The sequence below is a fragment of the Halomonas sp. C10-5 genome (assembly GCF_057169305.1).
The window spans coordinates 2,174,897-2,201,371 of sequence record NZ_CP175665.1; the positions used below are offsets into that span (position 1 = coordinate 2,174,897).

Annotated in this window: 25 protein-coding genes, 1 other RNA gene and 1 pseudogene; 6 read left to right on the top strand and 21 right to left on the bottom strand. The window is 68.3% G+C overall.

Features of this window, described 5'->3' with window-relative positions; genetic code table 11:
- Nucleotides 1-4: 4 nt before the first annotated feature.
- The 11 genes from murG to rsmI all read right to left on the bottom strand — a co-directional run bounded on the left by murG (nt 5) and on the right by rsmI (nt 12,273).
- Entirely contained in the window at nt 5-1,093 is a 1,089-nt protein-coding gene (murG, locus tag ACJ7IV_RS10140; RefSeq protein ID WP_483864280.1) for an undecaprenyldiphospho-muramoylpentapeptide beta-N-acetylglucosaminyltransferase, read from the bottom strand.
- Nucleotides 1,090-2,307, bottom strand: a complete 1,218-nt coding sequence (gene ftsW, locus ACJ7IV_RS10145) for a putative lipid II flippase FtsW (protein WP_483864281.1) — start codon at nt 2,305-2,307, stop codon at nt 1,090-1,092. The genes murG and ftsW overlap by 4 nt, the downstream gene beginning before the upstream one ends.
- Nucleotides 2,304-3,716 carry a UDP-N-acetylmuramoyl-L-alanine--D-glutamate ligase gene (gene murD / locus ACJ7IV_RS10150; protein ID WP_483864282.1) on the bottom strand — a complete coding sequence of 471 codons (1,413 nt, stop codon included), beginning with the start codon at nt 3,714-3,716 and terminating at the stop codon, nt 2,304-2,306. The genes ftsW and murD overlap by 4 nt, the downstream gene beginning before the upstream one ends.
- A complete protein-coding gene (gene mraY / locus ACJ7IV_RS10155) occupies nt 3,716-4,798 on the bottom strand; it encodes a phospho-N-acetylmuramoyl-pentapeptide-transferase (protein WP_483864283.1) in 1,083 nt (360 codons plus the stop codon). The genes murD and mraY overlap by 1 nt, the downstream gene beginning before the upstream one ends.
- 9 nt (nt 4,799-4,807) lie before the next feature.
- Entirely contained in the window at nt 4,808-6,175 is a 1,368-nt protein-coding gene (locus tag ACJ7IV_RS10160) for a UDP-N-acetylmuramoyl-tripeptide--D-alanyl-D-alanine ligase (protein ID WP_483864284.1), read from the bottom strand.
- Nucleotides 6,175-7,677, bottom strand: a complete 1,503-nt coding sequence (locus tag ACJ7IV_RS10165; RefSeq protein WP_483864285.1) for a UDP-N-acetylmuramoyl-L-alanyl-D-glutamate--2,6-diaminopimelate ligase — start codon at nt 7,675-7,677, stop codon at nt 6,175-6,177. The genes ACJ7IV_RS10160 and ACJ7IV_RS10165 overlap by 1 nt, the downstream gene beginning before the upstream one ends.
- Nucleotides 7,678-7,709: 32 nt before the next feature.
- Nucleotides 7,710-9,431: a peptidoglycan D,D-transpeptidase FtsI family protein gene (locus tag ACJ7IV_RS10170; protein WP_483864286.1), complete on the bottom strand. Its 1,722-nt coding sequence runs from the start codon at nt 9,429-9,431 to the stop codon at nt 7,710-7,712.
- On the bottom strand, nt 9,428-9,751 hold the full coding sequence (gene ftsL / locus ACJ7IV_RS10175; protein ID WP_161432373.1) for a cell division protein FtsL: 324 nt from the start codon (nt 9,749-9,751) through the stop codon (nt 9,428-9,430). The genes ACJ7IV_RS10170 and ftsL overlap by 4 nt, the downstream gene beginning before the upstream one ends.
- Before the next feature lie 36 nt (nt 9,752-9,787).
- Nucleotides 9,788-10,741, bottom strand: coding sequence for a 16S rRNA (cytosine(1402)-N(4))-methyltransferase RsmH (gene rsmH, locus ACJ7IV_RS10180; protein WP_483864287.1), 954 nt, complete (start codon nt 10,739-10,741; stop codon nt 9,788-9,790).
- Nucleotides 10,742-10,796: 55 nt separating this feature from the next.
- Nucleotides 10,797-11,149, bottom strand: an RNA gene (gene rnpB / locus ACJ7IV_RS10185) — RNase P RNA component class A.
- A 260-nt stretch (nt 11,150-11,409) separates the two neighbouring features.
- Nucleotides 11,410-12,273 carry a 16S rRNA (cytidine(1402)-2'-O)-methyltransferase gene (gene rsmI, locus ACJ7IV_RS10190; protein ID WP_483864288.1) on the bottom strand — a complete coding sequence of 288 codons (864 nt, stop codon included), beginning with the start codon at nt 12,271-12,273 and terminating at the stop codon, nt 11,410-11,412.
- 51 nt (nt 12,274-12,324) lie between these two features.
- Here rsmI and ACJ7IV_RS10195 point away from each other — a divergent pair, with 51 nt between their 5' ends.
- The 4 genes and pseudogenes from ACJ7IV_RS10195 (at nt 12,325) to ACJ7IV_RS10210 (ending at nt 15,625) form a co-directional block, all read left to right on the top strand.
- Nucleotides 12,325-14,076, top strand: coding sequence for a penicillin-binding protein activator (locus ACJ7IV_RS10195; RefSeq protein ID WP_483864289.1), 1,752 nt, complete (start codon nt 12,325-12,327; stop codon nt 14,074-14,076).
- A pseudogene (locus tag ACJ7IV_RS10200) lies at nt 14,060-14,429 on the top strand (YraN family protein). The gene ACJ7IV_RS10195 and the pseudogene ACJ7IV_RS10200 overlap by 17 nt, the downstream one beginning before the upstream one ends.
- 24 nt (nt 14,430-14,453) lie before the next feature.
- Nucleotides 14,454-15,047 (top strand): phosphoheptose isomerase, encoded by a 594-nt coding sequence (locus ACJ7IV_RS10205; protein WP_110281837.1) that lies wholly within the window; start codon nt 14,454-14,456, stop codon nt 15,045-15,047.
- Entirely contained in the window at nt 15,044-15,625 is a 582-nt protein-coding gene (locus tag ACJ7IV_RS10210) for a BON domain-containing protein (protein ID WP_483864290.1), read from the top strand. Before ACJ7IV_RS10205 ends, ACJ7IV_RS10210 begins: the two co-directional genes overlap by 4 nt.
- Nucleotides 15,626-15,704: 79 nt before the next feature.
- On the opposite strand, the gene ACJ7IV_RS10215 is transcribed toward ACJ7IV_RS10210, so the two are convergent.
- From ACJ7IV_RS10215 to zapE, 8 genes are all read right to left on the bottom strand, one after another.
- Nucleotides 15,705-16,193, bottom strand: coding sequence for a ClpXP protease specificity-enhancing factor (locus ACJ7IV_RS10215; protein ID WP_483864291.1), 489 nt, complete (start codon nt 16,191-16,193; stop codon nt 15,705-15,707).
- Nucleotides 16,194-16,243: 50 nt separating this feature from the next.
- Entirely contained in the window at nt 16,244-16,870 is a 627-nt protein-coding gene (gene sspA, locus ACJ7IV_RS10220; protein WP_161432380.1) for a stringent starvation protein SspA, read from the bottom strand.
- A 139-nt stretch (nt 16,871-17,009) separates the two neighbouring features.
- The gene (locus ACJ7IV_RS10225) at nt 17,010-17,777 is read right to left on the bottom strand and encodes a cytochrome c1 (RefSeq protein WP_483864292.1); all 768 of its coding nucleotides are present in this window, start codon (nt 17,775-17,777) and stop codon (nt 17,010-17,012) included.
- On the bottom strand, nt 17,777-19,036 hold the full coding sequence (locus ACJ7IV_RS10230) for a cytochrome b (RefSeq protein WP_483864293.1): 1,260 nt from the start codon (nt 19,034-19,036) through the stop codon (nt 17,777-17,779). The genes ACJ7IV_RS10225 and ACJ7IV_RS10230 overlap by 1 nt, the downstream gene beginning before the upstream one ends.
- Nucleotides 19,036-19,635, bottom strand: coding sequence for a ubiquinol-cytochrome c reductase iron-sulfur subunit (gene petA, locus ACJ7IV_RS10235; protein ID WP_483864294.1), 600 nt, complete (start codon nt 19,633-19,635; stop codon nt 19,036-19,038). The genes ACJ7IV_RS10230 and petA overlap by 1 nt, the downstream gene beginning before the upstream one ends.
- A gap of 217 nt (nt 19,636-19,852) precedes the next feature.
- Nucleotides 19,853-20,242: a 30S ribosomal protein S9 gene (gene rpsI / locus ACJ7IV_RS10240; RefSeq protein WP_483864295.1), complete on the bottom strand. Its 390-nt coding sequence runs from the start codon at nt 20,240-20,242 to the stop codon at nt 19,853-19,855.
- Between the two features lie 13 nt (nt 20,243-20,255).
- Nucleotides 20,256-20,684, bottom strand: a complete 429-nt coding sequence (gene rplM, locus ACJ7IV_RS10245) for a 50S ribosomal protein L13 (RefSeq protein ID WP_213313064.1) — start codon at nt 20,682-20,684, stop codon at nt 20,256-20,258.
- A 262-nt stretch (nt 20,685-20,946) separates the two neighbouring features.
- A complete protein-coding gene (gene zapE, locus ACJ7IV_RS10250) occupies nt 20,947-22,116 on the bottom strand; it encodes a cell division protein ZapE (protein ID WP_483864296.1) in 1,170 nt (389 codons plus the stop codon).
- A gap of 204 nt (nt 22,117-22,320) precedes the next feature.
- Between zapE and ACJ7IV_RS10255 the strand changes: the two genes are divergently transcribed.
- On the top strand, nt 22,321-22,770 hold the full coding sequence (locus ACJ7IV_RS10255) for a Z-ring associated ZapG family protein (protein WP_483864297.1): 450 nt from the start codon (nt 22,321-22,323) through the stop codon (nt 22,768-22,770).
- Between the two features lie 59 nt (nt 22,771-22,829).
- Here ACJ7IV_RS10255 and ACJ7IV_RS10260 read toward each other — a convergent pair whose 3' ends face one another.
- Nucleotides 22,830-23,591: a Nif3-like dinuclear metal center hexameric protein gene (locus ACJ7IV_RS10260; protein ID WP_483864298.1), complete on the bottom strand. Its 762-nt coding sequence runs from the start codon at nt 23,589-23,591 to the stop codon at nt 22,830-22,832.
- Between the two features lie 120 nt (nt 23,592-23,711).
- On the opposite strand from ACJ7IV_RS10260, the gene ACJ7IV_RS10265 reads away from it, so the two are divergent.
- Entirely contained in the window at nt 23,712-24,980 is a 1,269-nt protein-coding gene (locus tag ACJ7IV_RS10265) for a S1C family serine protease (RefSeq protein ID WP_483864299.1), read from the top strand.
- 164 nt (nt 24,981-25,144) lie between these two features.
- On the opposite strand, the gene hisD is transcribed toward ACJ7IV_RS10265, so the two are convergent.
- A complete protein-coding gene (hisD, locus tag ACJ7IV_RS10270; RefSeq protein ID WP_483864300.1) occupies nt 25,145-26,464 on the bottom strand; it encodes a histidinol dehydrogenase in 1,320 nt (439 codons plus the stop codon).
- Between the last annotated feature and the right edge of the window lie 11 nt (nt 26,465-26,475).

The window sequence follows — 26,475 nt, forward strand, 5'->3', positions numbered from 1 at the left end:
TCTGCTATCGCTCAAAGCCTGTCTCCATGCAGCCGGCCACCAGGCGCTCGACGGCGTCGAGATGGGCGCAGGCGCGAGCCCGCGACGCCATGGTGGCGAGGGTATCGGGGTCGAGCAGTGCCGCCAGCCGGTCGGCCAGCGACGCTGCACTGAGTTCTCTCTGGGGCAGCAGCTCAGCGGCGCCCTCCTCCACCAGCGCCCTGGCATTGGCGGTCTGGTGGTCGTCCACGGCGTGCGGGAAGGGCACGAACAGCGCCGGCTTGGCCGCAGCGGCGAGCTCCGCCACGGTCAGTGCCCCGGCCCGGCACACCACCAGGTCGGCCCAGGCGTACGCGGAAGCCATGTCATCGATAAAGGCGGTGACCTGCGCGACGACGCCCAACCGTGCGTAGGCATCACGGGTGGCGGCATCCTTGTCACGACCGGCCTGGTGGTGAACATCGGGTCTGAGCTCCTCGGGCAGCCGAGCCAGGGCCGCCGGCAGGCCCTCGTTCAACGCCTGGGCGCCCAGCGAGCCGCCGACCACCAGCAGACGCAGGGGACGCCCGGCCATCTCGTCACTGCCGCGAGGCGCATCGCCCAGGCGCGCGATCTCGTCGCGCACCGGGTTGCCGATCACCTCACCGCGGCCCTGGAATGCCTGGGGAAAGGCCGCATAGACCCGCCGCGCCAGCCGCGCGAGGGTGCGATTGGTAAGCCCGGCCACGGCGTTCTGTTCGTGGATCACCAGCGGGCGACGCGACAGCCAGGCGGCGAGCCCGCCGGGGCCGCTGGCGAAGCCGCCCAGTCCTACCACCAGCTGGGGGTCGAAGGCACGGATCACCCGCCACGCCTGCCATACCGCTCGGCTCAGGTTGAAGGGCGCCAGCAGCCAGCCAGCCGCGCCGTTGCCGCGCAACCCGGCCACGGCGATGCGATGGAGGGGAATGCCTGCCTCGGGCACCAGGCGGTTTTCGATGCCCCGCGGGCTACCCAACCAGGCCACCTCCACGCCGCGCGCCTGCAGGCCACGGGCCAGGGAGAGCGCGGGGATCACATGACCGCCGGTCCCCCCGGCCATGATCAGGGCCCGACGGGGAATGGATTCGCTCATGGCTCGACTCCTTGTCTGGCCAGGGAGGGCGCGCCGGCAGCCACACGCGGGGCCGCTGGGGAGCGGCGCCGCTGTTCACGCCGCGTCTCGATATCCACGCGCAGCAGCATCGCCACCATGCAGGTACATACCAGCAGACTGGACCCGCCGTAGCTGAGCAGCGGCAGGGTCAGCCCCTTGGTGGGCAGCATGCCGCTGCTCACCGCGATATTGATGAATGCCTGGGCGCCGATCACCAGTGCGATGCCATAGCTGAGGTACGCGGAAAATGCTCGACCCGCCAGCTCGGCACGCCGCCCCACCGCCATGGCACGCCACACCAGCAGAGCGAAGAGCCCGATGACGCAGACCGCACCCAGCAGCCCGAGCTCCTCGGCCAGCACCGCAAAGACGAAGTCGGTATGCGCCTCGGGCAGGTAGAAGAGCTTCTGGACGCTGTTGCCCAGACCCACGCCCAGCCACCCACCGCGACCGAAGGCGATGAGCGCCTGGGTCAGCTGGTAGCCGCTGGCGAACTGGTCGGCCCAGGGATCGACGAAGCTGGTCAGTCGCGCCAAACGGTAGGGCTCGGCGATGGCCAGCAGGGCGCCTCCGGCGGCCACCAGCAGCGCCAGCAGCAGGAAGCGCCCCCAGGGCGCACCGGCCATCAGCAGCATGCCCATCACGCAGCCGGTCAACACCACCACGGCGCCGTAGTCGGGCTCCATGATCAGCAGGACCCCATACAGGCCAAGCACTACCAGCGGGCGCAGGAAGGCCCCCCAGTGGCGACGCACCTGGGGCAGGAAACGCTCCAGGTAGCCTGCCAGGTAGACGATGAGGAAAAGCTTGGCGAGTTCCGAGGCCTGCAGGTTGAAGGGCACACCGGGAATCGACAGCCAGCGCTTGCTGCCGTTGACCTCTCGACCCACCAATAGGACCAGCGCTAGCAGCAGCACCCCCAGCAGCAGCAGCAGAGGCCCGTTGGCCCTCCACCAGCCCAGCGGCACGCGCAGCACGCCGGTCGCCACCGCCACCGCCAACAGCAGGAAGATGCCGTGACGAATGCTGAAGTACCAGGGGTTACCGGTCAGGCTCGCCGCCACCCCGGTGGAGGCGGAGGTCACCATCACCCAGCCGATCAGCAGCAGCGCCAGGGCGGCCACCAGCAGCCAGCCGTCGAAGGGGTGATCGCGGGTCGAGAGGCCCTCACGGAGTCTTTCCAGACGGCTCATGCCCCCTCCTGCGCCAGATGATGTTGGACCCAGTCACGAAAGGCATCGCCACGCACCAGATAGTTGGGGAACTGATCGAGGCTGGCGCAGGCCGGCGAGAGCAGCACGGCATCTCCAGGGGCGGCAAGGCTCGCGGCCCGCGCCAGGGCCGTAGCCAGGTCGGCGACCCGGGTCAACGGCAAGTGCCCGGCGAGAGCCGCCTCGAGGCGCCCGGCATCGGCGCCGAACAGGATCGCCTCGCGGCCGAAACGCGCCAGTGGCTCGGCCAGGGGCGTGAAGTCGGCGCCCTTGCCCACGCCACCGGCCAGCAGGATCAGTCGGCCATCGAGGGTGGGTCCGAGCCCGGCGATGGCCGCCAGGGTCGCACCCACGTTGGTGCCCTTGGAGTCATTGATCCAGCGCACGCCGCCCGCCTCGGCGACCAGCTCGCTGCGGTGGGGCAGCCCCGGGAAGCGTTCGAGCACCGCCCGCATGGCGTCCAGCGGAAAGCCGAGCCGATGACCCATGGCCAGGGCCGCCAAGGCATTGGCCTGGTGGTGACGACCTGCCAGGCGCATGGCGGCGACAGGCATCAGCGCCAACTCGCCATGCATCAGCCAGTCACCATCGTCACGGCTGGCCACGCCCCAGTCGTCGCCCTGCGGCTGCCCGGTGGTGAAGCGATCGACCACGGGCAGATCGCTCGAAGGCCAGGTCAGGGGATCGTCGGCATTGACCACGGCGTGGCGTGCGCCCCGGAAGATGGCGAGCTTGGCGGCACGATAGCCGGCCATGTCGCCATGGCGGTCCAGGTGGTCCTCGGAGAGGTTGAGGAAGGCGGCGCTCTCGGCGCCCAGGTGCGGCGTGGTCTCGAGCTGGAAGCTGGAAAGCTCCAGCACGTAGAGCCCGGCATCGGGCACCTCGGCGAGCAGATCGAGAGCCGGGGTACCGAGGTTGCCTCCCACGGCCACCCGCACCCCCGCCTCACGGGCCATCTCACCGACCAGCGTCGTCACGGTGGACTTGGCATTGGAGCCGGTGATGGCGGCGATTGGCGCTCGGGCCGCGCGCACGAAGAGCGCGATCTCGCCGATCAGTCGCGGCTCGCCGGTGGCGGGATTGATCCGCCCGGACAGCGTCTCGAGCCCCGCCGTGTGCGGATCGATGCCGGGGCTCAGCACCACCTCCTCGACCGCCTCGAGGTCGAGTGCATCGAGGGGGCCGAGGTGTAACGCGACCCCGGGATGGGCGGCCCGGAAGTCATCCACTCCGGGCGGCGCCTCGCGGGTGTCGGCGACCATGAAGGGCACGCCAAACCGCGCCAGATGGCGACAGATCGCGCGACCGGAGAGCCCCAGCCCCACCACCAGGGTGGTGCCGGGGGGCACCGGGATGACGGCATCATGCGTGGCGGTCGCGTCGTGTACCATCAGCGCACCTTGAGGGTGGCCAGCCCGATCAGCACCAGCACCACGGTGATGATCCAGAAGCGCACGATGACCCGCGGCTCCGGCCAGCCCTTGAGCTCGTAATGGTGGTGCAGCGGCGCCATGCGAAAGATGCGCCGACCGGTGAGCTTGTAGGAAGCCACCTGCAGGATCACCGAGACGGTCTCCATCACGAAGATACCGCCCATGATGAAGAGCACGATCTCCTGGCGCACGATCACTGCCACCACGCCGAGGGCCGCGCCCAGGGCCAGCGCCCCCACGTCGCCCATGAACACCTGTGCCGGATAGGTGTTGAACCACAGGAAGCCCAGGCCGGCGCCGGCGATGGTGGCACAGAACACGGCGAGCTCACCCGCCCCGGGAATCCCCGGAATCTGCAGGTACTCGGCAAACACCGCATTGCCGCTGGCATAGGCGAAGATCCCCAGCCCCATGGCCACCAGCACGGTGGGCATGATCGCCAGGCCATCGAGGCCGTCGGTAAGGTTGACGGCGTTGGAACTGCCGACGATCACCAGGTAGGCCAGCACCACGTAGAAGAGCCCCAGCGGCAGCACGAACTCCTTGAACAGCGGCACGATCAGGCTGGTCTCCACCGGCGAGGCGGCGGTGGCATAGAGCAGCACCGCCGCCGCCAGGCCGATCACCGACTGCCACAGGTATTTCCAGCGAGCCGGCAGGCCGCGCGGATTCTTCTCCACGACCTTGCGGTAATCATCGACCCACCCGATGGCACCGAAGCCCAGGGTCACGGCCAGCACGACCCACACATAATGGTTGGCCAGGTCTCCCCACAGCAGGGTACTGACGGCGATGGCCATCAGGATCATGGCGCCGCCCATAGTCGGGGTGCCCGCCTTGGAGAGATGCGACTGGGGACCATCGTCCCGCACCGCCTGGCCGATCTGCCCTTCGACCAGCCGGCGGATCATCACCGGGCCGAGCCAAAGGCAGAGCACCAGGGCAGTGATGGTGGCGAGGATCATCCTCAGCGTGAGGTATTCGAAGACATTGAAGGCGCTGAAGTACTGCGCCAGGAGTTCAGCCAGATAGAGAAGCATGTATCACGTTCACCGTGTTGTGTCCTCGCGCAGTGCCGCCACCACCTGCTCCATGGCGACACTCCGCGACCCCTTGACCAGCACGCTGGCGCCGGGGGGAAGATGATCCAGCGCGTGGCGCACCAGCGCCTCGCGGCCGTCGAAATGGCACCCGCCTTCACCGAAGGCATGGCTGGCGGGGCGTGCCGCCTCGCCCAGAGTGCCCAGGAAATCGATCCCCAGTTCCCGTGCGTGGCGTCCGATCTCGGCGTGCAACGCCGCGGACGCCTCTCCCAACTCTCCCATGGCGCCCAGCAGGCACCAGCGCGGCCCTGGCAGGCTGCCCAGGAGCTCGAGTGCGGCCTTCACCGCACCGGGGTTGGCGTTATAGCTGTCATCGATGATTCGGGTAGCGCGGATGCCCGCCACCACGGCCTGACGGCCGGCCATCGGCTCGACCGCCGCGAGCCCCGCCACCACGTCGCCGGGGGTGGCCCCCATGGCCAGGGCCGCCGCCGCCGCGGCCAAGGCATTGGCCACGCTGTGGCGCCCCATCAGTCGCAGCCTGACATCGCCAAGCTCATGGCCGTCGACGACAAGCGTGAAAGCATAGCGTCCGAGAGCGTCGGCGACCAGTGAGCGCGCCGTGACCCTGGCGCCTTCGGCAAGCCCGAAGTCGAGCACCTCGCGCGGGGCGGCCAGCCGGCTCCAGGTGGCGAAGTAGGCATCGTCGCGGTTGAGCACCGCCACGCCGTCTGGGGGCAGGCCGGCGAGGATCTCCGCCTTGGCCTGGGCGATCTGCCCCATGCCTCCGAACTCGCCGACATGGGCACCGGTAACGTTGGTGATCAGCGCCACCCGCGGCTCGGCCAGGCCTACCGTCCAGGCGATCTCGCCCAGATGATTGGCCCCCAGCTCCACCACCGCCTGGCGGTGGGCCGGGGTCAGCTCGAGCAGGGTCAACGGCGCGCCGAAGTCGTTGTTGAGGTTGCCGCGCGTGGCCAGCGTTGTCCCGTGGCGGTTGAGGATTGCCGCCAGCAGCTCCTTGACGGTGGTCTTGCCGCTGTTGCCCGTCACCGCCGCCAGCGGGCCACCCCATGCGCGACGACGGGCACGGCCCAACAGGCCCAGGGCGAGGCGGGTATCGGCCACCATCAGTTGGGGCAGCGGGTCATCCACTGCCCGCTCGACCACGGCGGCCACGGCCCCCGCCTCGCGGGCCTCGGCCAGGAGGTCATGGGCATCGAAGCGCTCGCCGCGCAGCGCGATAAAGAGCGCGCCCGCCGCGACCTTGCGGGTATCGGTGACGATCGCGTCCACCGGCAGGTCCTCGGCCGGGAGTGCGATCCCCAGGGCCTCGGCCACCTCGGCCAGGCTGGACAGCCCGCAGCGGTTCATCACGCACCCTCCCGGTTGCCGCGAGCCTCCAGCGCCTGCTCGGCCACCTCACGGTCGTCGAAGGGGTGGCGCACGCCGGCGATCTCCTGGTAGTTCTCGTGGCCCTTGCCGGCGATCAGCACCACATCGTCGGGACCCGCTTCGGCCAGGGTGCGACGGATGGCCGCCGCGCGCCCGGCGATATCCCAGGCCCGCCGACGGACCGCCTCGCTCAGACCGGCCAGCATCTGCTCGCGGATGGAGGCCGGCGCCTCGCTGCGGGGGTTGTCGTCGGTCACCACCAGGCGGTCGGCGTGGCGCTCGGCGGCGGCGGCCATGGGTGCCCGCTTGCCGGGATCGCGATCGCCGCCGCAGCCGAACAGGCACCAGAGCCGGCCCTGGCCGGGCAGGTGGTCGTGCAACGCCGACAGGGCGTTGTCCAGGGCGTCCGGGGTATGCGCATAGTCGATCACCACCGTGGGCATCCCGGGCCGTGCCAGGATCTCCATGCGCCCGGGCACCGGTGCGAGATGCCCCACCGCCTCGCACAGCGCCTCGAGGTCGTGCCCCAGCCCGAGCAGCGTGGCCATGGCCAGCAGCACGTTGTCGAGGTTGAAGCGCCCCACCAGCGGCAGCGCCAGCTCGCGCTCGCCCTGGGGTGTGGCGATCAGGGCGCGCTGACCGGTGGCATGGGGGAAGCGCTCCAGCACGCGCAGGGTCACCGCCTCGTCATGTCCGGTGGCGAGTACCCGCACGCCGGCGGGCAGGCCGGCCAGCATCAGCCGGGCCAGGGGGTCATCGCCATTGACCACGGCGAGCTCGAGCTCGGGCCTGCGAAACAGCCGCGCCTTGGCGGCGGCATAGGCGGCCATGCTGCCGTGGTAGTCGAGATGGTCACGGCTGAGGTTGGTGAAGACCGCGGCCTGCACCCGGCAGCCATCGAGGCGGCCCTGCTCCAGGGCATGTGAGGAGACCTCCATGGCCACCCGCGTGACGCCGTCGTCGGCGAGATCGGCGAGTGAGGCCTGCAGTGCCAGGGGCCCCGGGGTCGTCAATCCGGCGTCGACCAGTTGACCAGGGCGGCCATTGCCGAGGGTGCCGATCACCGCGGCATCGACGCCCAGCGACCGGCTCAGCTCGGCGATGTAATGGGTCACCGAGCTCTTGCCGTTGGTGCCGGTGACACCGACCAGCTCGAGGGAGTCGGGCACGCCGTAGAGCAGGCGGCCGAGCTCTCCCAGGCGTTCGCGCAGGCCTTCTAGCGGCACCACCCGCGGATCATCGGGGCATCCGCGGCCGCCTCCCGAGTGGCACAGCACCCGTAGCGCACCGCCGGCCAGAGCCTGGCCAATGAAGTCACGCCCATCCACCGTCACCCCGGGCACCGCGACGAAGACATCACCCGCCGCCACCCGCCGGCTGTCGGTCTCCAGGCGAGTCTCCCCCTCGGTCGAAGGAGCAAACGAGTGGTCGGGCCACAGCCGTGACAGGGTGGCATCGAGGCGGGAGAGCGTTATCGACATGGCAGGGCTCGCTTGGGGCGGTCGGTTGGCGGTCATTCGGCCTCCGGCAGGTCACGCTGGTCAGGCGGCACATCGAGCAGGCGCAGGGCACTGCCGGCGACGCGCGAGAACACCGGCGCCGCCACCGCACCACCGTAGTAGGAGTCACCACGCGGATGGTCGATCATCACCACCGCCACGATGCGCGGGTTGCTGACCGGGGCGATGCCCACGAAGAAGCCGCGATAGGCGTTCTCCTGGTAGCCCCCGGCGCCTGTCTTGCGTACCGTGCCGGTCTTGCCGGCGACCCGATAGCCCGGCACCTCGGCTCGCCGGGCACCGGTATCCGGTTCGACGACCTTATCCATCATTTCCAGGACCTGGCGGGCGACCTCGGGCGAGATGACCTGCTCCCCCGTGACGGGCTCGTCAAGGCGCAGCAGTGACGGCGGCAGCAGACGCCCCTGGTTGGCAATGGCGGTAAAGGCACTGGCCAGCTGGAGCGGCGTGACCGAGAGTCCGTAGCCGTAGGAGAGCGCCGCCCACTGGCTGCTGGACCAGCGCACCGGTGCCGGCACCTCCCCGGTCGCCTCGCCGGGAAAGCCGGTACCCGCTGCCTGGCCGAAGCCCAGGCGTCGGTAGAGCTGGGGCACCACCGGCTCGTCATAGCGCAGCACCAGCTTGGACATGCCGATATTGGAGGACTTCTCGAGGATACCGGCGAGGTCGAGCTCACCATAGTTGCGTATGTCGCGGATGGTGAAGCGGTCGATGCGCATCCAGCCGGGGGAGGTATCCACCACGGTGCTGGGGGACAGGCCGCCGGCATCGAGCATCGCCGCCATGGCCAGCGGCTTGACCACCGAGCCGGGCTCGTAGGGGTCGACGATGGCGCGGTTGCGCAGCCCTTGGGGATCGAGCCCGGCACGGTTGTTGGGGTTGTAGGAGGGCTGGTTGGCCATGGCCAGCACCTCGCCGGTGCGCGCATCCAGCATCACCACCACGCCACCGTCGGCATCGTGTTCGGCCACCGCGGCCTTGAGCTCGCGGTAGGCCATGTACTGGAGGCGCTGGTCGATGGCAAGCGTCAGCTCGCCGCCGGGCTTGGCCTCGCGCAGCACCTCGAGGTCACGCACCAGACGCCCGCGGCGGTCCTTGAGCACGCGGCGCAGCCCGGGAGTACCCGCCAGGTAGGGCTGATAGGCCAGCTCGAGCCCCTCCTGGCCCACATCATCGACGTTGGTCACCCCCAGCAGCTGGGCGGCCACCTCGCCGGCCGGATAGTAGCGCTTGTACTCGTCCTGACCGTAGACGCCGGGCACGCGCAGGTCGAGAACCCGCTGAGCCGCTTCTGGGGTCAGCTGACGGCGCAGGTACATGAACTCGCGCTCGGCATAACGCGCCAGCCGCTCGTTGAGAGCCTCCAGCTCCATGCCCAGCGCCGAAGCCAGCTGGACACGCTGGATGGGGTCATCGGGCACATCCTGGGGGTTGGCCCACAGGGTCACCACCGGGGTGGAGATGGCCAGCGGTTCGCCGTGACGGTCGGCGATCATGCCGCGGTGAGCAGGCAGCGAGTCAGTGCGCAGGGTACGGGCATCGCCCTGCCCCTGCAGGAAGGGGCGATCGACCACGTGCAGGATGACCACGCGCCCCACCAGCAGCCCCAGGCCGAGCAGCACCAGTCCCAGCATCACGACATAGCGCAGCCGCCCCATGGGCACGCCGGGCGGTCGACGACGCGGCGACACACCGCTACGAACTTCGGTACTCATCGCCGGATCACCTCCACCTCGTCCACGCCGGGCAGGCGCATCTCCAGGCGCTCCACGGCCAGGCGCTCGATGCGGGCCGGCGACGACCAGGCACTCTCCTCGAGGAGCAGCTGACCCCACTCGGTCTGCAGCTGCTGCTGCTCGCGTTCGAGCTGCTGCAGAGCGGCGTACTCCTCACGGGTCAGGTGGCTGATGGCGATCACCGCCAGGGCGCTGGCCAGACAGCCGGCCAGCAGCAGAAGCACCAGCAGCGCGCGCGGGTTCAGGCGCAGCGCCGAGGGCCAGGCGAGACGAGCGGTAAACGACCTTCCCTGTGTCATGCCGACTCCTTCAATGACCCATGAAATGTCACATGCTCAATAGCGCTTGCGCGCCACCCGCATCACCGCACTGCGCGCACGAGGGTTCTCCTTGACCTCCGCCTCCCCGGGGCGCCGGGCCTTGCCCACCGCCTCGAGGCGGCGCTCGAGCTGCTCGTCGCGAATCGGTATGCCCCGGGGCAGGTGGGTGTCACCCCGTACATGGTGCCGGATGAAGCGCTTGACCCGCCGATCCTCCAGGGAGTGAAAGCTGATCACCACCAGCTGGCCTCCCGGGGCGAGGGCCTCCAGGGCCGCCTCCAGCGCCGCATCGAGCTGCTCGAGCTCGCCGTTGACCTGGATGCGCAGGGCCTGGAAGACCCGCGTCGCGGGATGCTTGTGCTTCTCCCAGGCGGGATGAGCGGTCTTGACCACCTCGGCGAGGTCGGCGGTGCGCTCGAAACGCCGCTCGGCACGGCGCGCGAGGATCGCCCTGGCCAGGCGCCGGGCATAGCGCTCCTCGCCGTACTCCTTGAACACCCGCACCAGCTCGGCCTCGCCTGCGCGGGCGATGAAGCCCGCCGCGCTCTCGCCCCGGGTCGGGTCCATGCGCATGTCCAGCGGGCCGTCGCGCAGGAAGCTGAAGCCGCGCTCGGGATCGTCGAGCTGAGGCGAGGAGACGCCGATATCGAGCAGCACCCCGGCCAGGCGACCGTGCAGCTCATGGGCACGGGCGACCTCGTCGAGGCGGGCGAACTCGGCACGCTCGATGGTGAAGCGCGGGTCATCGATGGCGGCTGCCTCGGCGATCGCCTGGGGGTCACGATCGATGGCCAGTAGCCTGCCCCGGGGCGAGAGGCGCGAAAGGATCTCCCGCGAGTGGCCGCCGCGACCGAAGGTACCGTCGAGATAGGCACCATCGAGATCGTGGACCAGGGCATCGACCGCACCGTCGAGCAGAACGCTGGCGTGGCGAAAACCCCGCGGGGGTGTATCAGGGGCGGACTGCATGCGCTTCTCGATCCACGGTGGGGCGACGGAGGGTTCCGCCGCCGGACTGAAAACAGGGGGGAGCCGGCCGATAAGCCGGGTTCTGTCGAGGACAGTCATTCATCTAGGGGTCGCGTCACCACGACCCTCGAGCAACCTACCCGAACCCGGCGCGGGCCACGCCAGCGGGTTCCTATTTGGTCTTGCTCCGAGTGGGGTTTACCGTGCCACGCACTGTTACCAGGCGCGCGGTGCGCTCTTACCGCACCCTTTCACCCTTACCGGCCTCCCGAGGGAGACGTAGGCGGTCTGCTCTCTGCTGCACTTTCCGTCGGCTCACGCCGCCCAGGCGTTACCTGGCACTCTGCCCTGTGGAGCCCGGACTTTCCTCCCCCGGATCACTCCGGCGGCGACTGTCTGGCCGACTCCCGCGGCAAGGATACCAGTGCCCCGACACCCCCTCAACAAGCAGTGCATTCCAACGCGAGGGGCGCCGGGGGCAAGCCGAAGAGGGGATCCTATGCCAGGGTGAGGAGCAGTGCTCCGAACGGGCTGGCCATGGATGGCTAGCACCGGACCTGCAAGCGGAGCGGGACGCGAGAGCGAAGCAGGGCATCGGTACGCCCAGGGACGGGTTTACAGCGCCCCCTCGCAGGCTAGCCGACGGAACAGCCCCAAGCGACCTTGCCTCAGGGGGACGCCTGGTCTTTGAGGGTCTGGGCGTGGGCATACCACGCCTTCTTGGCGCCCCCCAGCACACGCGACGCCACCGCGGCGGCCTGCTTGACGCCGGCACCCTCGGCCAGCAGCGCCGCGAGCAGCGCCTCCCCCTCCACTTCGCCGCCGGCGCCCTTCTCGCGCGGCGGCGCACCGGCCACCATCACCACGAACTCGCCGCGGGCCTGGTTGGGGTCCTCCTCCATGCGCCGAGACAACACGGCGGCGCTGCCCTCCAGAAAGGTCTCGAAGGCCTTGGTCAGCTCCCGCGCCAGCACCAGGCGACGCTCGCCGAATACCGTCCCGATATCAGTCAGGGTGTCGCGAATGCGATGCGGCGACTCATAGAAGACCAAGGTCTCGCTGCGTGTCGCCAGCTCCTCGAGCTGCGCGCGACGCGCCCCGCCCTTGGCCGGCAGGAAGCCATGAAAGGTGAAGCGGTCGGTAGGCAAGCCCGCGGCCGAGAGGGCGGCGACCAGCGCACAGGCACCGGGTACCGGCACGATGCGCCGCCCCCGGGCGCGCAACTCGCGCACCAGCACGAAGCCGGGGTCGCTGATCAGCGGCGTGCCGGCATCGGAGACCAGGGCAATGGATTCGCCGGCGGCCAGGCGGGCGTCCAGCTGCTCGACCCGCGCTGCCTCATTGTGCTCATGCAGCGAGAGCATGGGCACCTGCACCCCCAGGTGGCGCAACAGGCGTGCGGTGTGCCGGGTGTCCTCGGCGGCGACCAGCGCCACCTCGGCCAGCACCTCGGCGGCACGCGGGCTCAGGTCGGCCAGATTCCCAATCGGCGTGGCGACCACGTACAATGAAGCAGAGTTCGGTTCTGACACGTCGCCTCCTCGGCGGGCTCCCGATACGACGGATGAAGAAAGGAAGGATGCATGCTCACACTCACACGCGGCCTGCTGGCCACCGCGCTACTCGCGCTGCTGCTGGCCGGCTGCGCCTACCAGCCGGGCATCGTCGAGCGCGTCACCGATGATGACCCCGCGAGCCTGCTCGAGCAGGCCCAGCAACAGGAACCGGACCAGGCGGCGCGCACGCGGCTGGATGCGGCGGACATCCTAGCACGCCAGGGGGAGCGCACCCAGGCACTCGAGATCGCCCGCAATATCGACGATGCTCGCCTGGCCGGCGACCAGCGGGCGCGCTGGGCGCTGCTGCTGGCCGATCTCGGCGAGAGCCAGGGCGACCCCCAGGCGGTGATCCGCGCGACCCAGGACCTCGACGGCCTGGAGCTGAATCGCGGCCAGGCACTAGCCCTGCGCGAACAGCGGGGCCTGGCCCTGCTCGAGGTCGATGAACCCCTTGCCGCCGCCGAGGCCCTGCTGGCAGTGCAGGCAGAGTCCGATGACGAGGCCCTCAACGACCCCATCTGGCGCGCCCTGGGGGGGCTCGATGGGCGCCGGCTGACCCGGCTCGGCGAGCAGGGTGATGCCCTGACCCGCGGCTGGGTCGAGCTGAGCGAGACGGTGCGCAGCGGCGGTGGCGATATCGAGCGCCTGTTCCAGCGCCTGGATGACTGGCGCAGCCGCAATCAGCGCCACCCGGCGGCACGCCGACTGCCGGCGGACCTGCTCGCCCTGCGCGAGCTGAGCGGCCAGGAGGTACAGCATATCGCCGTGCTGCTGCCCGAATCCGGCCCCCTGTCACGAATCGCCGAGGCCGTCGCCGAGGGCATTCGTACCCAGCACCGCCTGTCGAATGATGCCGATGTCCGCCTGAGCTTCATCGACGGCTCCTCCGGCAGCCTCGAGGCGCTCTACCGGGAAGCCGAGAATCGCGGCGCCCAGGTAGTGATCGGCCCCCTCGACAAGGACCGGGTCAGCGAGCTCGAGCGCCGCGACCGGGTGCCGCTGCCCACCCTGGCGCTCAACTACGGCAGGGGCGGCAGCAATAACGCCGAGGGGCTCTTCCAGTACGGCCTCTCCGCCGAGGACGAGGCCACCCAGGCCGCCCAGCGCGCCTGGCGCGACGGGCATCGCCGCGCCGCCCTGCTGGTACCTGACAACGACTGGGGGCGCCGTGTCGGCGAGGCCTTCTGGGATGAATGGCGTGCCCAGGGCGGGGAGGTCACCAAGGCGGTGCGCTACAACCCCGGCGCCGCCGCCACCGAAAGCACCCGCCGCGCCATCGCCGAGGCACGCCCCGACGCCCTGTTCATGCTGGCGCTTCCCGACTACGCCCGCCAGGTGCCGCCGACCCTGGACTATTACGGCGCCGGCGACCTGCCGGTGTATGCCACCTCGCACCTGTTCAACGGGCGGCTCAATCCGCGCCTCGACGGCGACCTGGACGACGTGCTGTTCCTCGACATCCCCTGGCAGATTCCCGATGCCGCCGTGGGCGGCGAGGACGCCCTGCCCTTCTCCGCGAGCTACCGCGCCCTGCGCGAGGAGGCGGACCCCAACCTGTTCCGCCTGAACGCCATGGGGGTCGACGCCTTCGAGCTGGCGCGGCGGCTGCCCCAGTTCCAGCTGGTGTCGGGCAGCGAGGTGTTCGGTGCCACCGGCACCCTGCGCCCGGGGCCCGACGGCCGTATCCAGCGTCAGCTGCCCTGGGCACGCTTTGTCAACGGCGTCCCTCAGCCGGTGCTGATCCCGGGGATCTTCGGTGATGAGCAGTCCCCGTGATGCCCGGGCCCGCGGCGAGGCCATCGAACGCCTCGTCGCGGCCTGGCTGGCAGAACGCGGCCTGACGCCGGTGGCCGCCAACCAGCACGCCAAGGGTGGCGAACTCGATCTGGTGATGCGCGACGGCGAGACCCTGGTCTTCGTCGAGGTGCGTCACCGGGCCGATACCCGCCACGGCCATCCCCTCGAGACCATCACCGCCACCAAGCAGCGCCGCCTGGTCCGGGCTGCGCGTTTTTATCTCCAGCGCAACCGGCTATCATGTGCCTGCCGCTTCGATGTGGTGGCCGTGACGGGCCAGCCCCCCCGAACTCGACATCCAGTGGGTGGTCAACGCCTTCGATGCCTACTAACTCGCCAGAGGAACCCGACTCAGAATGGATTTCCAGCAGCGCATTCTCGGCCACTTCAACGCCAGCATCGACACCAAGACCTACGCCAGTGAAGTGCTGCCGCCCTTCATCGAGGTGGCCAGCCAAATGATGGTCCAGTGCCTGGTCAGCGAGGGCAAGATCCTGGCCTGCGGCAACGGCGGCAGCGCCGGCGACAGCCAGCACTTCTCGTCGGAGCTGCTCAACCGTTTCGAGCGCGAGCGCCCCAGCCTGCCCGCCCTGGCGCTGACTACCGACACCTCGACCCTGACCTCCATCGCCAACGACTACAGCTACAACGAGGTCTTCTCCAAGCAGGTGCGCGCCCTGGGCCAGCCCGGCGACATCCTGTTGGCGATCTCCACCAGCGGCAACTCGGCCAACGTCATCCAGGCGATCCAGGCCGCCCATGACCGCGACATGACGGTGGTCGCACTGACCGGACGCGACGGCGGCAACATGGCCTCACTGCTCGGCCAGGACGACTGCGAGATCCGCGTCCCGGCAACCTCCACCGCGCGCATCCAGGAGGTCCACCTGCTGGTGATCCACTGCCTCTGCGACCTGATCGACGAACAACTCTTTGGAGCAAGCGAATGACGACACGTACCCCCCTGCTCAGCGCGCTGCTGTTATCCGCCGTCCTGGGCCTCGCCGGCTGTACCACAGTAACCAGCGTGACGCACCGGGGCACCATCGACGAGAACTACGGCAAGCGTACCGCCGGTGCCCAGGTCGAGGATCAGAGCATCGAGACCAAGATCTCTCACAACCTGGGTCGCACCGACGCCCGCCTGGGCGATGCCCGGATCAACGTCGACAGCTACAACGGCGTGGTACTGCTTACCGGCCAGGTCCCCAGCGAGGAGCTCAAGACCCTGGCCAACGAAGTGGCCAGTGACGTGCGCAACGTGCGCACCATTCACAATGAGCTCACCATCGCCGGTAACCTGCCCGCCAGCCAGCGGCTCTCGGATACCTGGCTCAACACGCGTATCCGCACGCATCTGGCCGCCAACGAGAGCATCGACTCGAGCCGCATCCGGGTGATCACAGAGAATGCCAGCGTCTACCTGATGGGCATCGTGACCCGTGCCGAGGCCGAGCGCATCGTCCAGGCGGTCTCGCAGCTGGGCGGCATGCAGCGTATCGTCAAGGTATTCGACTATATCGACTGACGGCTCTGGCACAGGCGCCCAAACGCAGGACGGCAGGCCCGAGGGCCTGCCGTCCTGCGTTTCCACACCTGACCGAGAACTACTTGATCACGCGCAGCGAGGGCCTGCCCTTGGGCGGGCGACGGTTGCCTTCACCCTCCTCGGCCGGAGGCTCCTCGCCTGCCGAGGCATCACCGTCGCTTTCCACCTCGGTCAACGTCGGCGCCTCCTCGTCGGCGGCATCGGCGGGCTGCGGCATCACCGGCTCATGGCCGAAGACCATGCCCACGCCATTCTCGCGACCATAGATGGCCACCAGGGCGTCGCTCGGCACCATCACCCGCATGGGCTGACCGCCGAAGCGGGCCCCGAAGCTGATCGCGTCGTTCTCCATGGAGAGATCGCGTACCGCAGTCGGCGACAGGTTGAGAACGATCTGGCCGTTCTGCACGAACTGCCGCGGCACCTCGACGTCGGGATGCTCCGCATCGACAACGATATGCGGCGTGAGATCATTGTCCAGCAACCACTGGAACAGGGCCCTGGCCAGGTAAGGGCGACTGGATAGGTTGGGACGACTGGAATCCATCGTCTGGCCCTCCTCCGTTGAACGGCCGCCCGCAGGCGACCGGAAGTGTATCAGCTACGCATCTCGCGCTCGCGCTCACTGAGCGAGGCCTTGAAGCCATCACGCTCGAAGACCCGCTCCATGTAGCCGAGCAGCGGCCCCACCTGCTTCTCGGGCAGCTCGATACCCAGTGCCGGCAGGCGCCACAGGATCGGCGCCAGGCAGCAGTCCACCAGGGTGAACTCCTCGCTCATAAAGAACGCCATGTCCTCGAAGATGGGCGAGATACCCACCAAGCTCTCGCGCAGCTCCTTGCGTGCCTTGTCCGCCTCCTTCTTGGCCCCCTGCTCGATCTGCTCCACCAGCGGGCACCACTCGCGCTCGATGCGATGCATCCAGAGGCGGCTCTGGGCACGCGCCACCGGATAGACAGGCAGCAGCGGCGGATGCGGGAAGCGCTCGTCCAGGTACTCCATCATCACCTTGGACTCGTACAGCACCAGATCACGATCCAGCAGGGTCGGCACGCTGTTGTAGGGGTTGAGGTCGGCGAGCTCCTCGGGGGGCTGGTCCTGGGTGACTTCCACGATGTCCACCGCCACACCCTTCTCGGCGAGTACGATACGCACCCGATGACTGAAGTGATCAGTACCACCGGAGTAGAAGATCATCGACGACCGCTTGGCCACTACACCCATGAAACAATCCTCGCATCAAATCGAACGACTATGATAGCACGCGGGACCCGCTCCGCGGGGGAGCGTTTCGCCCGGCACATACGTCGCGGGGGCGCATGGCCGATGGCCGTGCGCCCCCGCATTGTCCACCCGCGGTGGATCAGTGGATGTCGCGCCAGTACTCGCGCTTGAGCAGGTAGGCGATGACACCGAAGATGAAGATGAAGATCAGCACCTTGGGCGCCAGGGCCTGGGCCTGCAGCTTGGAGGGCTCGCCGACATAGGCCAGGAAGTTGGTCAGGTCGTAGACCGCTTCCTCGAACTCCTCGGGCTCCATCTCACCCGGCTGGGTCACCTGCAGGGTCTCGCAGGACTGGTACTTGCCGGTCAGCGGATCGAGCTCGGCCCCATCCACGGGGCGGTCGGTCTCGGCACACACCTTCTCCTGCACACCCTGCAGCGGCTCCAGCACGTTGGGCATGGCCACTAGGTCGAACACGGCGTTGTTCACTCCGGTACCGGTGCTAGGATCCTTGTAGAACGACAGCAGGTAGGAGTACACCCAGTCGGTGCCGCGCAGGCGCGACTCCAGGGTCAGGTCGGGCGGCGCCGCCCCGAACCAGGCCTCGCCGTCATCCTGGCTCATGGCGATATGCATCTGGTCGTTGAAGGCCAGATCGGAGGAGAAGATCAGGTTCTCCTCGACCAGGTCCTGGGGCATGTTCAGGTCCTCGGCGGCCCGCGCGAAGCGCTGGTGCTCGAGGGAGTGACAGCCCATGCAGTAGTTGGTGTAGAGCTGCATGCCTCGCTGTAACGACGCCTTGTCGTCCAGGTCGGGCGTCATGGAGTACGGCACGCTCGCCCCCCCCGCGGCCATCGCCGTCAGGGGCACCAGCGCGAAGAGCAGTGCGAACAGTTGCTTTTTCATTAGCCAGTCACCCTCTCCGGAACGGGTTTGGTCTTCTCCAGCCGGGTGTAGAACGGCATCAGCAGGAAGAAGGCGAAGTAGATGGCGGTGCAGATCTGGGCCACCAGGGTCCGACCATCGGTGGCGGGCAACACGCCCAGCACCCCGAGGATCACGAAGCTGATGGCAAACAGCACCAGCATCACCTTGGAGATCCAGCCCTTGTAGCGGATGGAGCGCACCGGGCTGCGGTCGAGCCAGGGCAGCACGAAGAGCACCGCGATGGCCCCCCCCATGCAGATCACGCCGAGGAGCTTGGCGTCGAGGCCGAACAGCGAGAAGTTGATGGCGCGCAGGATCGCGTAGAAGGGCGTGAAGTACCACACCGGCGCGATATGGTCCGGGGTCACCATGGGGTTCGCCGGCTCGAAGTTGGGCTTCTCGAGGAAGTAGCCGCCACCCTCGGGGAAGTAGAAGATCACCACCGCAAAGACGAACAGGAACACCGCCACGCCGACGATATCCTTCACCGTGTAGTACGGGTGGAAGGGGATGCCGTCCAGCGGCTTGCCGGTCTCGTCCTTCTTCTGCTTGATGTCGATGCCGTCCGGGTTGTTGGAGCCGACCTCATGCAGGGCAATGATGTGCAGCACCACCAGCGCCAGGATCACGATGGGCAGCGCCACCACGTGCAGGGCGAAGAAGCGATTGAGCGTGATACCGGAGATCAGGAAGTCGCCGCGCACCCACTGGGTCAGGTCGGGGCCGATCACCGGGATGGCGGAGAACAGCGAGATGATGACCTGGGCACCCCAGTAGGACATCTGACCCCAGGGGAGCAGGTAGCCCATGAAGGCCTCGGCCATCAACGCCAGGTAGATCGCCATGCCGAAGATCCACACCAGTTCGCGGGGCGCCTTGTAGGAACCATAGAGCAGGCCGCGGAACATGTGCAGGTAGACCACCACGAAGAACGCCGTGGCGCCGGTGGAGTGCATATAGCGAATCAGCCAGCCCCACTCCACATCGCGCATGATGTACTCGACGGAGGCGAAGGCGCCCTCCGCGGAGGGGTTGTAGCTCATGGTCAGCCAGATACCGGTCAGGATCTGGTTGACCAGCACCAGCAGCGCCAGCGAGCCGAAGAAGTACCAGAAGTTGAAGTTCTTGGGGGCGTAGTACTTGGACAGGTGCTCCTGCCACATCTGCGTCGCGGGGAAGCGCTCATCCACCCAGCGCATGATGCCCTTCTCCGCCATCGCCTTGTTCGGGTTACCCATCAGGCAGTCTCCTCATCTTCGCCAACGACAATGATATCGTCGGACTCGAAGCGGTAAGGCGGCACCTCCAGGTTGGTGGGCGCCGGCACCCCGCGGAATACCCGACCCGCCAGGTCGAAGCGCGAACCGTGACAGGGGCAGAAGTAGCCACCCGGCCAGTCGTCGGTGCCCACGTCGTCGGCATCCGGCTCGGGACGGAACAGCGGTGAGCAGCCCAGATGGGTGCAGATCCCGATATAGACGCCAAGTTCGGGCTTGATCGCCCGCAGCGGACCCGTCACATAGGCGGGCTGCTGAGGAACCTCCGAATCGGGATCGGCCAGACGCGAGGCGTCGAAGCCCTCGGTTCGCTCGATCATCTCCGGGGTACGGTAGACGACCCACACCGGCTTGCCACGCCACTCCACGACCATGCGCTGACCCGGCTCCAGCTTGGACACGTCAGCCTTGACCGGCGCGCCCGCCGCTCTCGCCCTGGCACTCGGCTGCCAGGAAGCCACAAAGGGGACCGCAACCCCGACGGCACCAACCCCACCTACAACGGTGGTGGCACCCACGAGGAAACGGCGCCGACCCTTGTTCACGCCGTTATCTGCCATTTCAAGGTTTCTCCCATCAGCTTACCCGTTGATCCATCACGGGCATCATCCCCGCGAACACGGACACCAAATGCGGTACATGTTAAGAAATCGAGCCGCCCCGCACAAGGAAAAGGACCTTGACCAAGGTGGCATGACACACACAAATTGTTGACCCAGAACAAGAAACGCCCGGGTTGATAAACCCGGGCGTCGAAGCTTCCAAGATGGCTGGCGATCAGCGCTTGGAGAACTGCGGACGGCGGCGTGCCTTGCGCAGGCCGACCTTCTTGCGCTCGACCTGACGCGCGTCACGGGTCACGTAACCCGCTTCGCGCAGCGGGGCGCGGAAGTCTTCGTTGTAGACCATCAGCGCACGAGTGATACCGTGACGGATCGCGCCGGCCTGGGCGGAGCCGCCGCCACCCTTGACGGTGACGTAGACGTCGAACTGGCCGAGGGTGTCGGTCAGCTCGAGGGGCTGACGCACTACCATGCGACCGGTGACGCGGCCGAAGTACTGGTCCAGCTCACGATTGTTGACGGTGATCTTGCCGGTGCCCGGCTTCAGGAAGACGCGGGCGGTAGAGGTCTTGCGGCGCCCGGTACCGTAATACTGCTGTGTCATGGCGAAGATTCCCTCAGAGGTTCAGTTCTTGCGGCTGCTGGGCGGCGTGCGGGTGCTCGGCGCCGGCGTAGACCTTGAGCTTGGTGTACATGGCGCGGCCCAGGGGGCCCTTCGGCAGCATGCCCTTGACGGCGCTCTCGATGATACGCTCGGGGGCGTGATCGAGCATCTTGTCGAAGGTCATGGAACGCAGACCACCGGGGTAGCCGGTGTGGCGATAATAGGTCTTGGCCGCGGCCTTGTTGCCGGTGACCTTCACCTTCTCGGCGTTGATCACGACGATGTAGTCGCCGGTATCCACGTGCGGGGTGAACTCCGGCTTGTGCTTGCCGCGCAGGCGACGAGCGATCTCTGTGGCCAGACGGCCGAGCGTCTTGTCCGTAGCGTCGACGACGTACCAGTCGCGCTCGACGGACTGCGGTTTGGCAGTGAACGTCTTCATGGAATCTCACCAATCAAGTGTATTGGGTTCTGCCGCCGGCGGGCCGGCATGGAACCATCCCTATTCTTCTTGGTTGTCTTCAACAGGCGAAGACAACGAGTAGAGCGCGCGAAGTCTACACGAATCGACCCACCCGAGGCAATGCCAGCTGGAAGGCAGCATGATCCCACTAACTCTGGGGTCATGGTTTTTCTTCAAGCTTCAGGCTTCCAGGCGCGGAGCGCCGCTCTTCAAACTCCTGGCCCGGCGAAGCCGGGCCAGGTCAGGGCTTGTGGGGCAGCGCCAGGTAGTCGTGGGACTGCATCTCCTGCAATCGCGACAGCGTACGCTGGAACTCGAACTCGAGGCGGCCATCGGCATACAGCGCCTCGGCGGGCGCCTCGGCGGACATCAGCAGCTTGACCCCGCGGTCGTAGAACTCATCGACCATATTGATGAAGCGCCGCGCCTGGTCGTCGGTGGCCCCACTCATGCGGGTCACGTTGGAAACCAGCACCGAGTGGAACTCCCGGGCCAGCTCGATATAGTCGTTCTGGCTGCGCGGGCCGTCGCACAGCTCACGGAACTCGAACCACACCACATCGTCATGGAGCCGCCGGGCGTGCAGCACCCGATGGTTGACCTCCAGCGGCACATCGACCTCGCCGTCATGGCCGGCGATCTCGCGAAAACTACGCGCCAGCTCCACCTCGGCGGCCTCGTCGAGGGGCGAGTGGAAGATCTCGGCTCGCTCCAGGGCACGCAGCCGGTAGTCGATGCCCGAATCGACGTTGACGACCTCGCAGTGGCGCTCGAGCAGGTCGATGGCAGGCAGGAAACGTGCCCGCTGCAGGCCATCCTTGTAGAGCTCACCGGGCACGATGTTGGAGGTCGCCACCAGCACCACCCCGCGCTCGAACAGCGCCTCGAGCAGATTGGCCAGGATCATGGCATCGGTGATGTCCTTGACGAAGAACTCGTCGAAGCAGATCACCCGGGCCTCGGCGGCGAACTTGGCGGCGATCAGGCGCAGCGGATTCTTCTCGCCCTTGTAGTGTTCGAGCTCGTTATGCACCCGCTGCATGAAGCGATGGAAGTGGGTGCGCATCTTCTCGGGGAAAGGCAGCGACTCGTAGAAGGCATCTACCAGGTAGGTCTTGCCGCGCCCCACCCCTCCCCAGAAGTAGAGCCCACGGACCTCCGGCAGGACCGGCGCCTCGGGTTCACTGCGTGCACGCTTGCCGAACAGCCCGGCCACACGGGAGGCCAGACCACTGCCAGAGGCGGCGGGCTGGGGCGGCGTCGGCGGCGCGGCGAGCAGGTCATCATAGAGACGCTGCAGATGCTCCACGGCCTGCTCCTGGGCGGCGTCATACTGGAAGTCGTCACGTTCCAGATCGGCCCGATAGCGGGCCATGGGGGTCGGACGAATGTCTCGATGTACGGCACTCATGGGGGCGAAAACGGCCTGTTGCGGCTTCGACAGGCTGCATATTATACGCGCCTGAACCACGAAGCGCATCGCCACCCTCCGCCCGCGTTGACCCGGCAGCGGCGCTCGACCCTATAATGGTGCGCGCGGGGCCACCGCCCCACCAACGGATCCGCCCGCCGTATTGCCGGCCGCTGGATCGTTCACCGCCGCAGGGAGACCGACGTGGACGAGAGCAACATCAACTGGATTCTGGCCATCGCCTGCCTGCTGGCCGGTATCGGCCTGGGGGCACTGGGGTATCACCTGCTCAATGCCGGTGCCGATGGCATGCAGCGCCTGCGCCAGCGCCTCGCGGAGCGCGACAGGGAGCTCTCGGCCCTGCGCGACGGCCTCGATGAGCACTTCGACGAGGTCAGCCGTCTGGCGGCGACGCTGCGCCACGACAGCGAGGCGCTGGCCGCCCGTCTCGCCGAGGATGCCAGTAGCCTAGGGGGACGCACCAGGGGCCACCGCGGCCTGGCCGTGGAAGAGGCAGCGCCTCCCGCCGAGGCGACGAGCGACGAAGCCCTGGCGACGCCGCGTGACTATGCCGACGGCTCCGGCGGCACCCTCTCCGAGGACTTCGGCCTCAAGGACGACACCACCCGGGAGCCCGAGGCGCCCCGCTACTGAGCCGAACGTGAGCCCCCCGACGCCCCGCCCCACCAGCGGGGCGTCATGGTGTCGGGGTATCACGCCGGGTTGTCGATATCCACGAAGCGGTGTTCGACGCCGAACTCCTCGGCCAGCCACTCGCCCAACGCGCGGACACCGTCGCGCTCGGTGGCGTGATGTCCCGCACACAGGTAGTGGATGCCCAGCTCGCGGGCCAGGTGGGTGGTGCGTTCGGAGATCTCTCCAGAGATGAAGGCATCGGCCCCCGCCTCCCAGGCCGCGGTGATCATGTCCTGGGCACCGCCGGTGCACCAGGCCACGCGACGCACCTCCCCGGCATCCGGCGCCTCGACCAGCAGCGCCTCGCGCCCCAGCCGCTCGCTCACATGGCTCGCCAGCCCCTGCGCCTCCATGCCGGCGGGCGGCGTACCGATCCACAGCAGACCCTCGCCCAGTTCGCCGTCGGCACAGCCTTCCACCATAAAGCCCAGCCGGCGTCCCAGCTCGGCGTTGTTGCCCAGCTCGGCATGGGCGTCGAGCGGCAGGTGATAGGCGAGCAGGTTGATGTCATTGGCCAGCAGGGTCTGCAGCCGTCGGCGTTTCATGCCGGTGACCGCCACCGGCTCGTTCTTCCAGAAGTAACCGTGGTGCACCAGCACCAGGTCGGCCTCCCACGCCAGCGCCTCGTCGAGCAGCGCCTGGCAGGCGGTGACGCCGCTCAGCACCCGCCTGACCTCGTCACGCCCCTCCACCTGCAGGCCGTTGACGGTGTAATCCTTGAAGCGGTCGGGCTGCAGCTTGCTGGCGCAGGCCGCCACCAGCACATCGCGATGGGTCATCGTCTCCTCCGGACGCTGTGGAATGAAGGTGTTACCATGCGCCGATTGTAACCGTCGCCGCCCGGGCCCGGCGACCGACAACTGTTCGAAGTAATCGCCCAGACGAGGACCGAGCCCCGCATGCCGTACCGACCGCCGCGCCAACGTCTACGCTCACTTGCCCCCTACCTGCTGCCGGTGGTGATCGGTGTGCTGCTTGCCGTGGTGCTTCTCAACACCTTCCCGCAGCTCTCCGGACGCGATGCGGCCGACTCACCGACGCCGCCAGCACCCTCCCCGACCCTGCGCGAGCCGCTGGCCGTATCCCCCGATGTGGCGGCCCCCCGCGACGAGGCCGAGCGCCCCGCACCGGAACTGCGCCAGGCACCGCCACTCGCCCGCGAGCAGGGGCCGGCCAGCTACGCCGCCGCGGTGGAGCGCGCCGCCCCGGCGGTCGTCAACATCTACTCCTCGCGGGTCGTCGAGCGCGACCAGCACCCGCTGATGTCCGACCCCTTCTTCCGTCAGTTTTTCGGCGACGACATGCCGACGCGCCAGCGTATGCTCTCGAGCCTCGGTTCGGGCGTCATCGTCAGCGAGGAGGGCTACGTGCTGACCAACCACCACGTTATCGGCGGCGCCGACCAGATCCAGGTCGCGCTACGCGACGGCCGCGAGACCCTGGCCGAGGTGATCGGCACCGACCCGGAGAGCGACCTCGCCGTGCTGCGTATCGACCTCGACGACCTGCCGGTCATCGAGCTGGCCGACTCCGCCGAGGTGGCCATCGGCGATGTGGCCCTGGCCATCGGCAACCCCTTCGGGGTCGGCCAGACGGTCACCATGGGCATCATCAGCGCCACCGGCCGCAGCCACCTGGGTCTCAACGCCTACGAAGACTTCATCCAGACCGATGCGGCCATCAATCCGGGCAACTCCGGGGGCGCGCTGATCAGCCCCGATGGCGCCATGGTCGGTATCAACACCGCCATCTTCTCGCGCTCCGGCGGCTCCCAGGGCATCGGCTTTGCCATCCCCGCCAACCTGGCGCGCAATATCCTCGAGGAGCTGGTCACCCAGGGGCGCGTCATCCGCGGCTGGCTGGGGGTCGAGGCCCAGGAGCTCAACCCGGAGCTGGCCGCCTCCTTCGGCCTGCAGGCGCCGCGTGGCGTGATCATCGCCGGGGTGGTACCGGGAGGCCCTGCCGACCAGGCGGGCCTGCGCCCCGGTGACGTGCTGCTCTCGATCGAGGGCCGACCGATCCTCGATGCCCGGGAAACGATGTCCGACATCGCCGCGGTCGAGCCCGGCGATAGCCTGCCGCTCACCGTGGTACGCGGCGGCGAGGAGCTGGAGCTGACGGTAGAAGTCGGCGAACGCCCGCCCCCCGAGCTGCGCAGCCCCGAGTAGCCGCTCGGCCTCGACGTCACCCGGCCATTACCACTCCCCCACAACGCAGAGGGCCCCGCCATCCGGCGGGGCCCTCTGCTTACAGCCAGTCATTCATGCAGCTGACTGGCCGACTCACTCTCCAACCACGACCCACTCTCCCACCACGACTCACTCGGGGCCGCTCACTCCTTGATCCGGTACTCGGCGCTGCGCGCATGGGCAGTAAGCGATTCGCCGCGAGCCAGCACCGAGGCCACCCGGCCCAGCTCCGACGCCCCTTCGGGCGAGCAGTGAATGATCGACGAGCGCTTCTGGAAGTCGTAGACCCCCAGCGGCGACGAGAAACGCGCGGTGCCCGAAGTCGGCAGCACATGGTTGGGGCCGGCACAGTAGTCGCCCAGCGCCTCGGCGGTGTAGCGCCCCATGAAGATGGCACCGGCATGGCGCACCTCGGGCAGCCAGCCCTCGGGGTTGGCTACCGAGAGCTCGAGGTGCTCCGGGGCGATGCGGTTGATCAGCGTCATCGCCTCGGCGCGATCGCGGCAATGAATCAGCGCCCCACGCCGGGAGAGGGACTCGCGAACGATCGCCTGGCGCTCCAGGGTCGGCAGCAGCCGGTCGATGGCGGCCTCCACGGCGTCGAGGTGCCCGGCATCCCAAGCGACCAGGATCGCCTGGGCGTCCTCGTCATGTTCGGCCTGGGAGAAGAGATCCATGGCCAGCCACTCGGGGTCGGTGCCACCGTCGGAGACCACCAGGATCTCCGAGGGGCCGGCAATCATGTCGATCCCCACCTGGCCGAACACCGCACGCTTGGCGGTGGCCACGTAGATGTTGCCCGGACCGACGATCTTGTCGACCCGCGGCACCGTCTCGGTGCCGTAGGCCAGGGCGGCAATGGCCTGGGCCCCGCCCACCGTGAAAACCCGGTCGACCCCGGCGAGATGCGCCGCAGCCAGCACCAGCTCGTTGAGCACCCCGTCCGGGGTGGGCACCACCATGATGATCTCGCGCACCCCGGCCACATGGGCAGGAATCGCGTTCATCAGCACCGAGGAGGGATAGGCCGCCTTGCCGCCCGGCACATAGATGCCGGCGCGGTCCAGCGGCATGACCTGCTGACCGAGCACGCTGCCGTCCGCCTCGGTGTAGTGCCAGGACTCGGGCTTCTGGCGCTCGTGGTAGAGGCGGATACGTTCGGCGGCCTGGGCCAGTGCCTCGCGCTGCTCGGCGGGCAACCCCTCGTAGGCCTGGCGCAGGCGCGGGGCGCTCAGGGTCAGCTCGGCCATGCTCGCTACCGAGAGGCGATCGAAGCGGTTGCTGGCCTCCACCAGGGCGGCATCACCACGCGCCTTCACCGCCGCGAGGATCTCGGCGACCCGCGCCTGGACCTCACCGTCGGAGACGCCCTCCCAGGCCAGGAGATGGTCGAGCCGTCCCGTGAAGTCGGCGTCCGTGGTAGCCAGGCGGGCGATTCCGGAGGGGGCAGTGGTATCGGTCATGGCAGCATCCA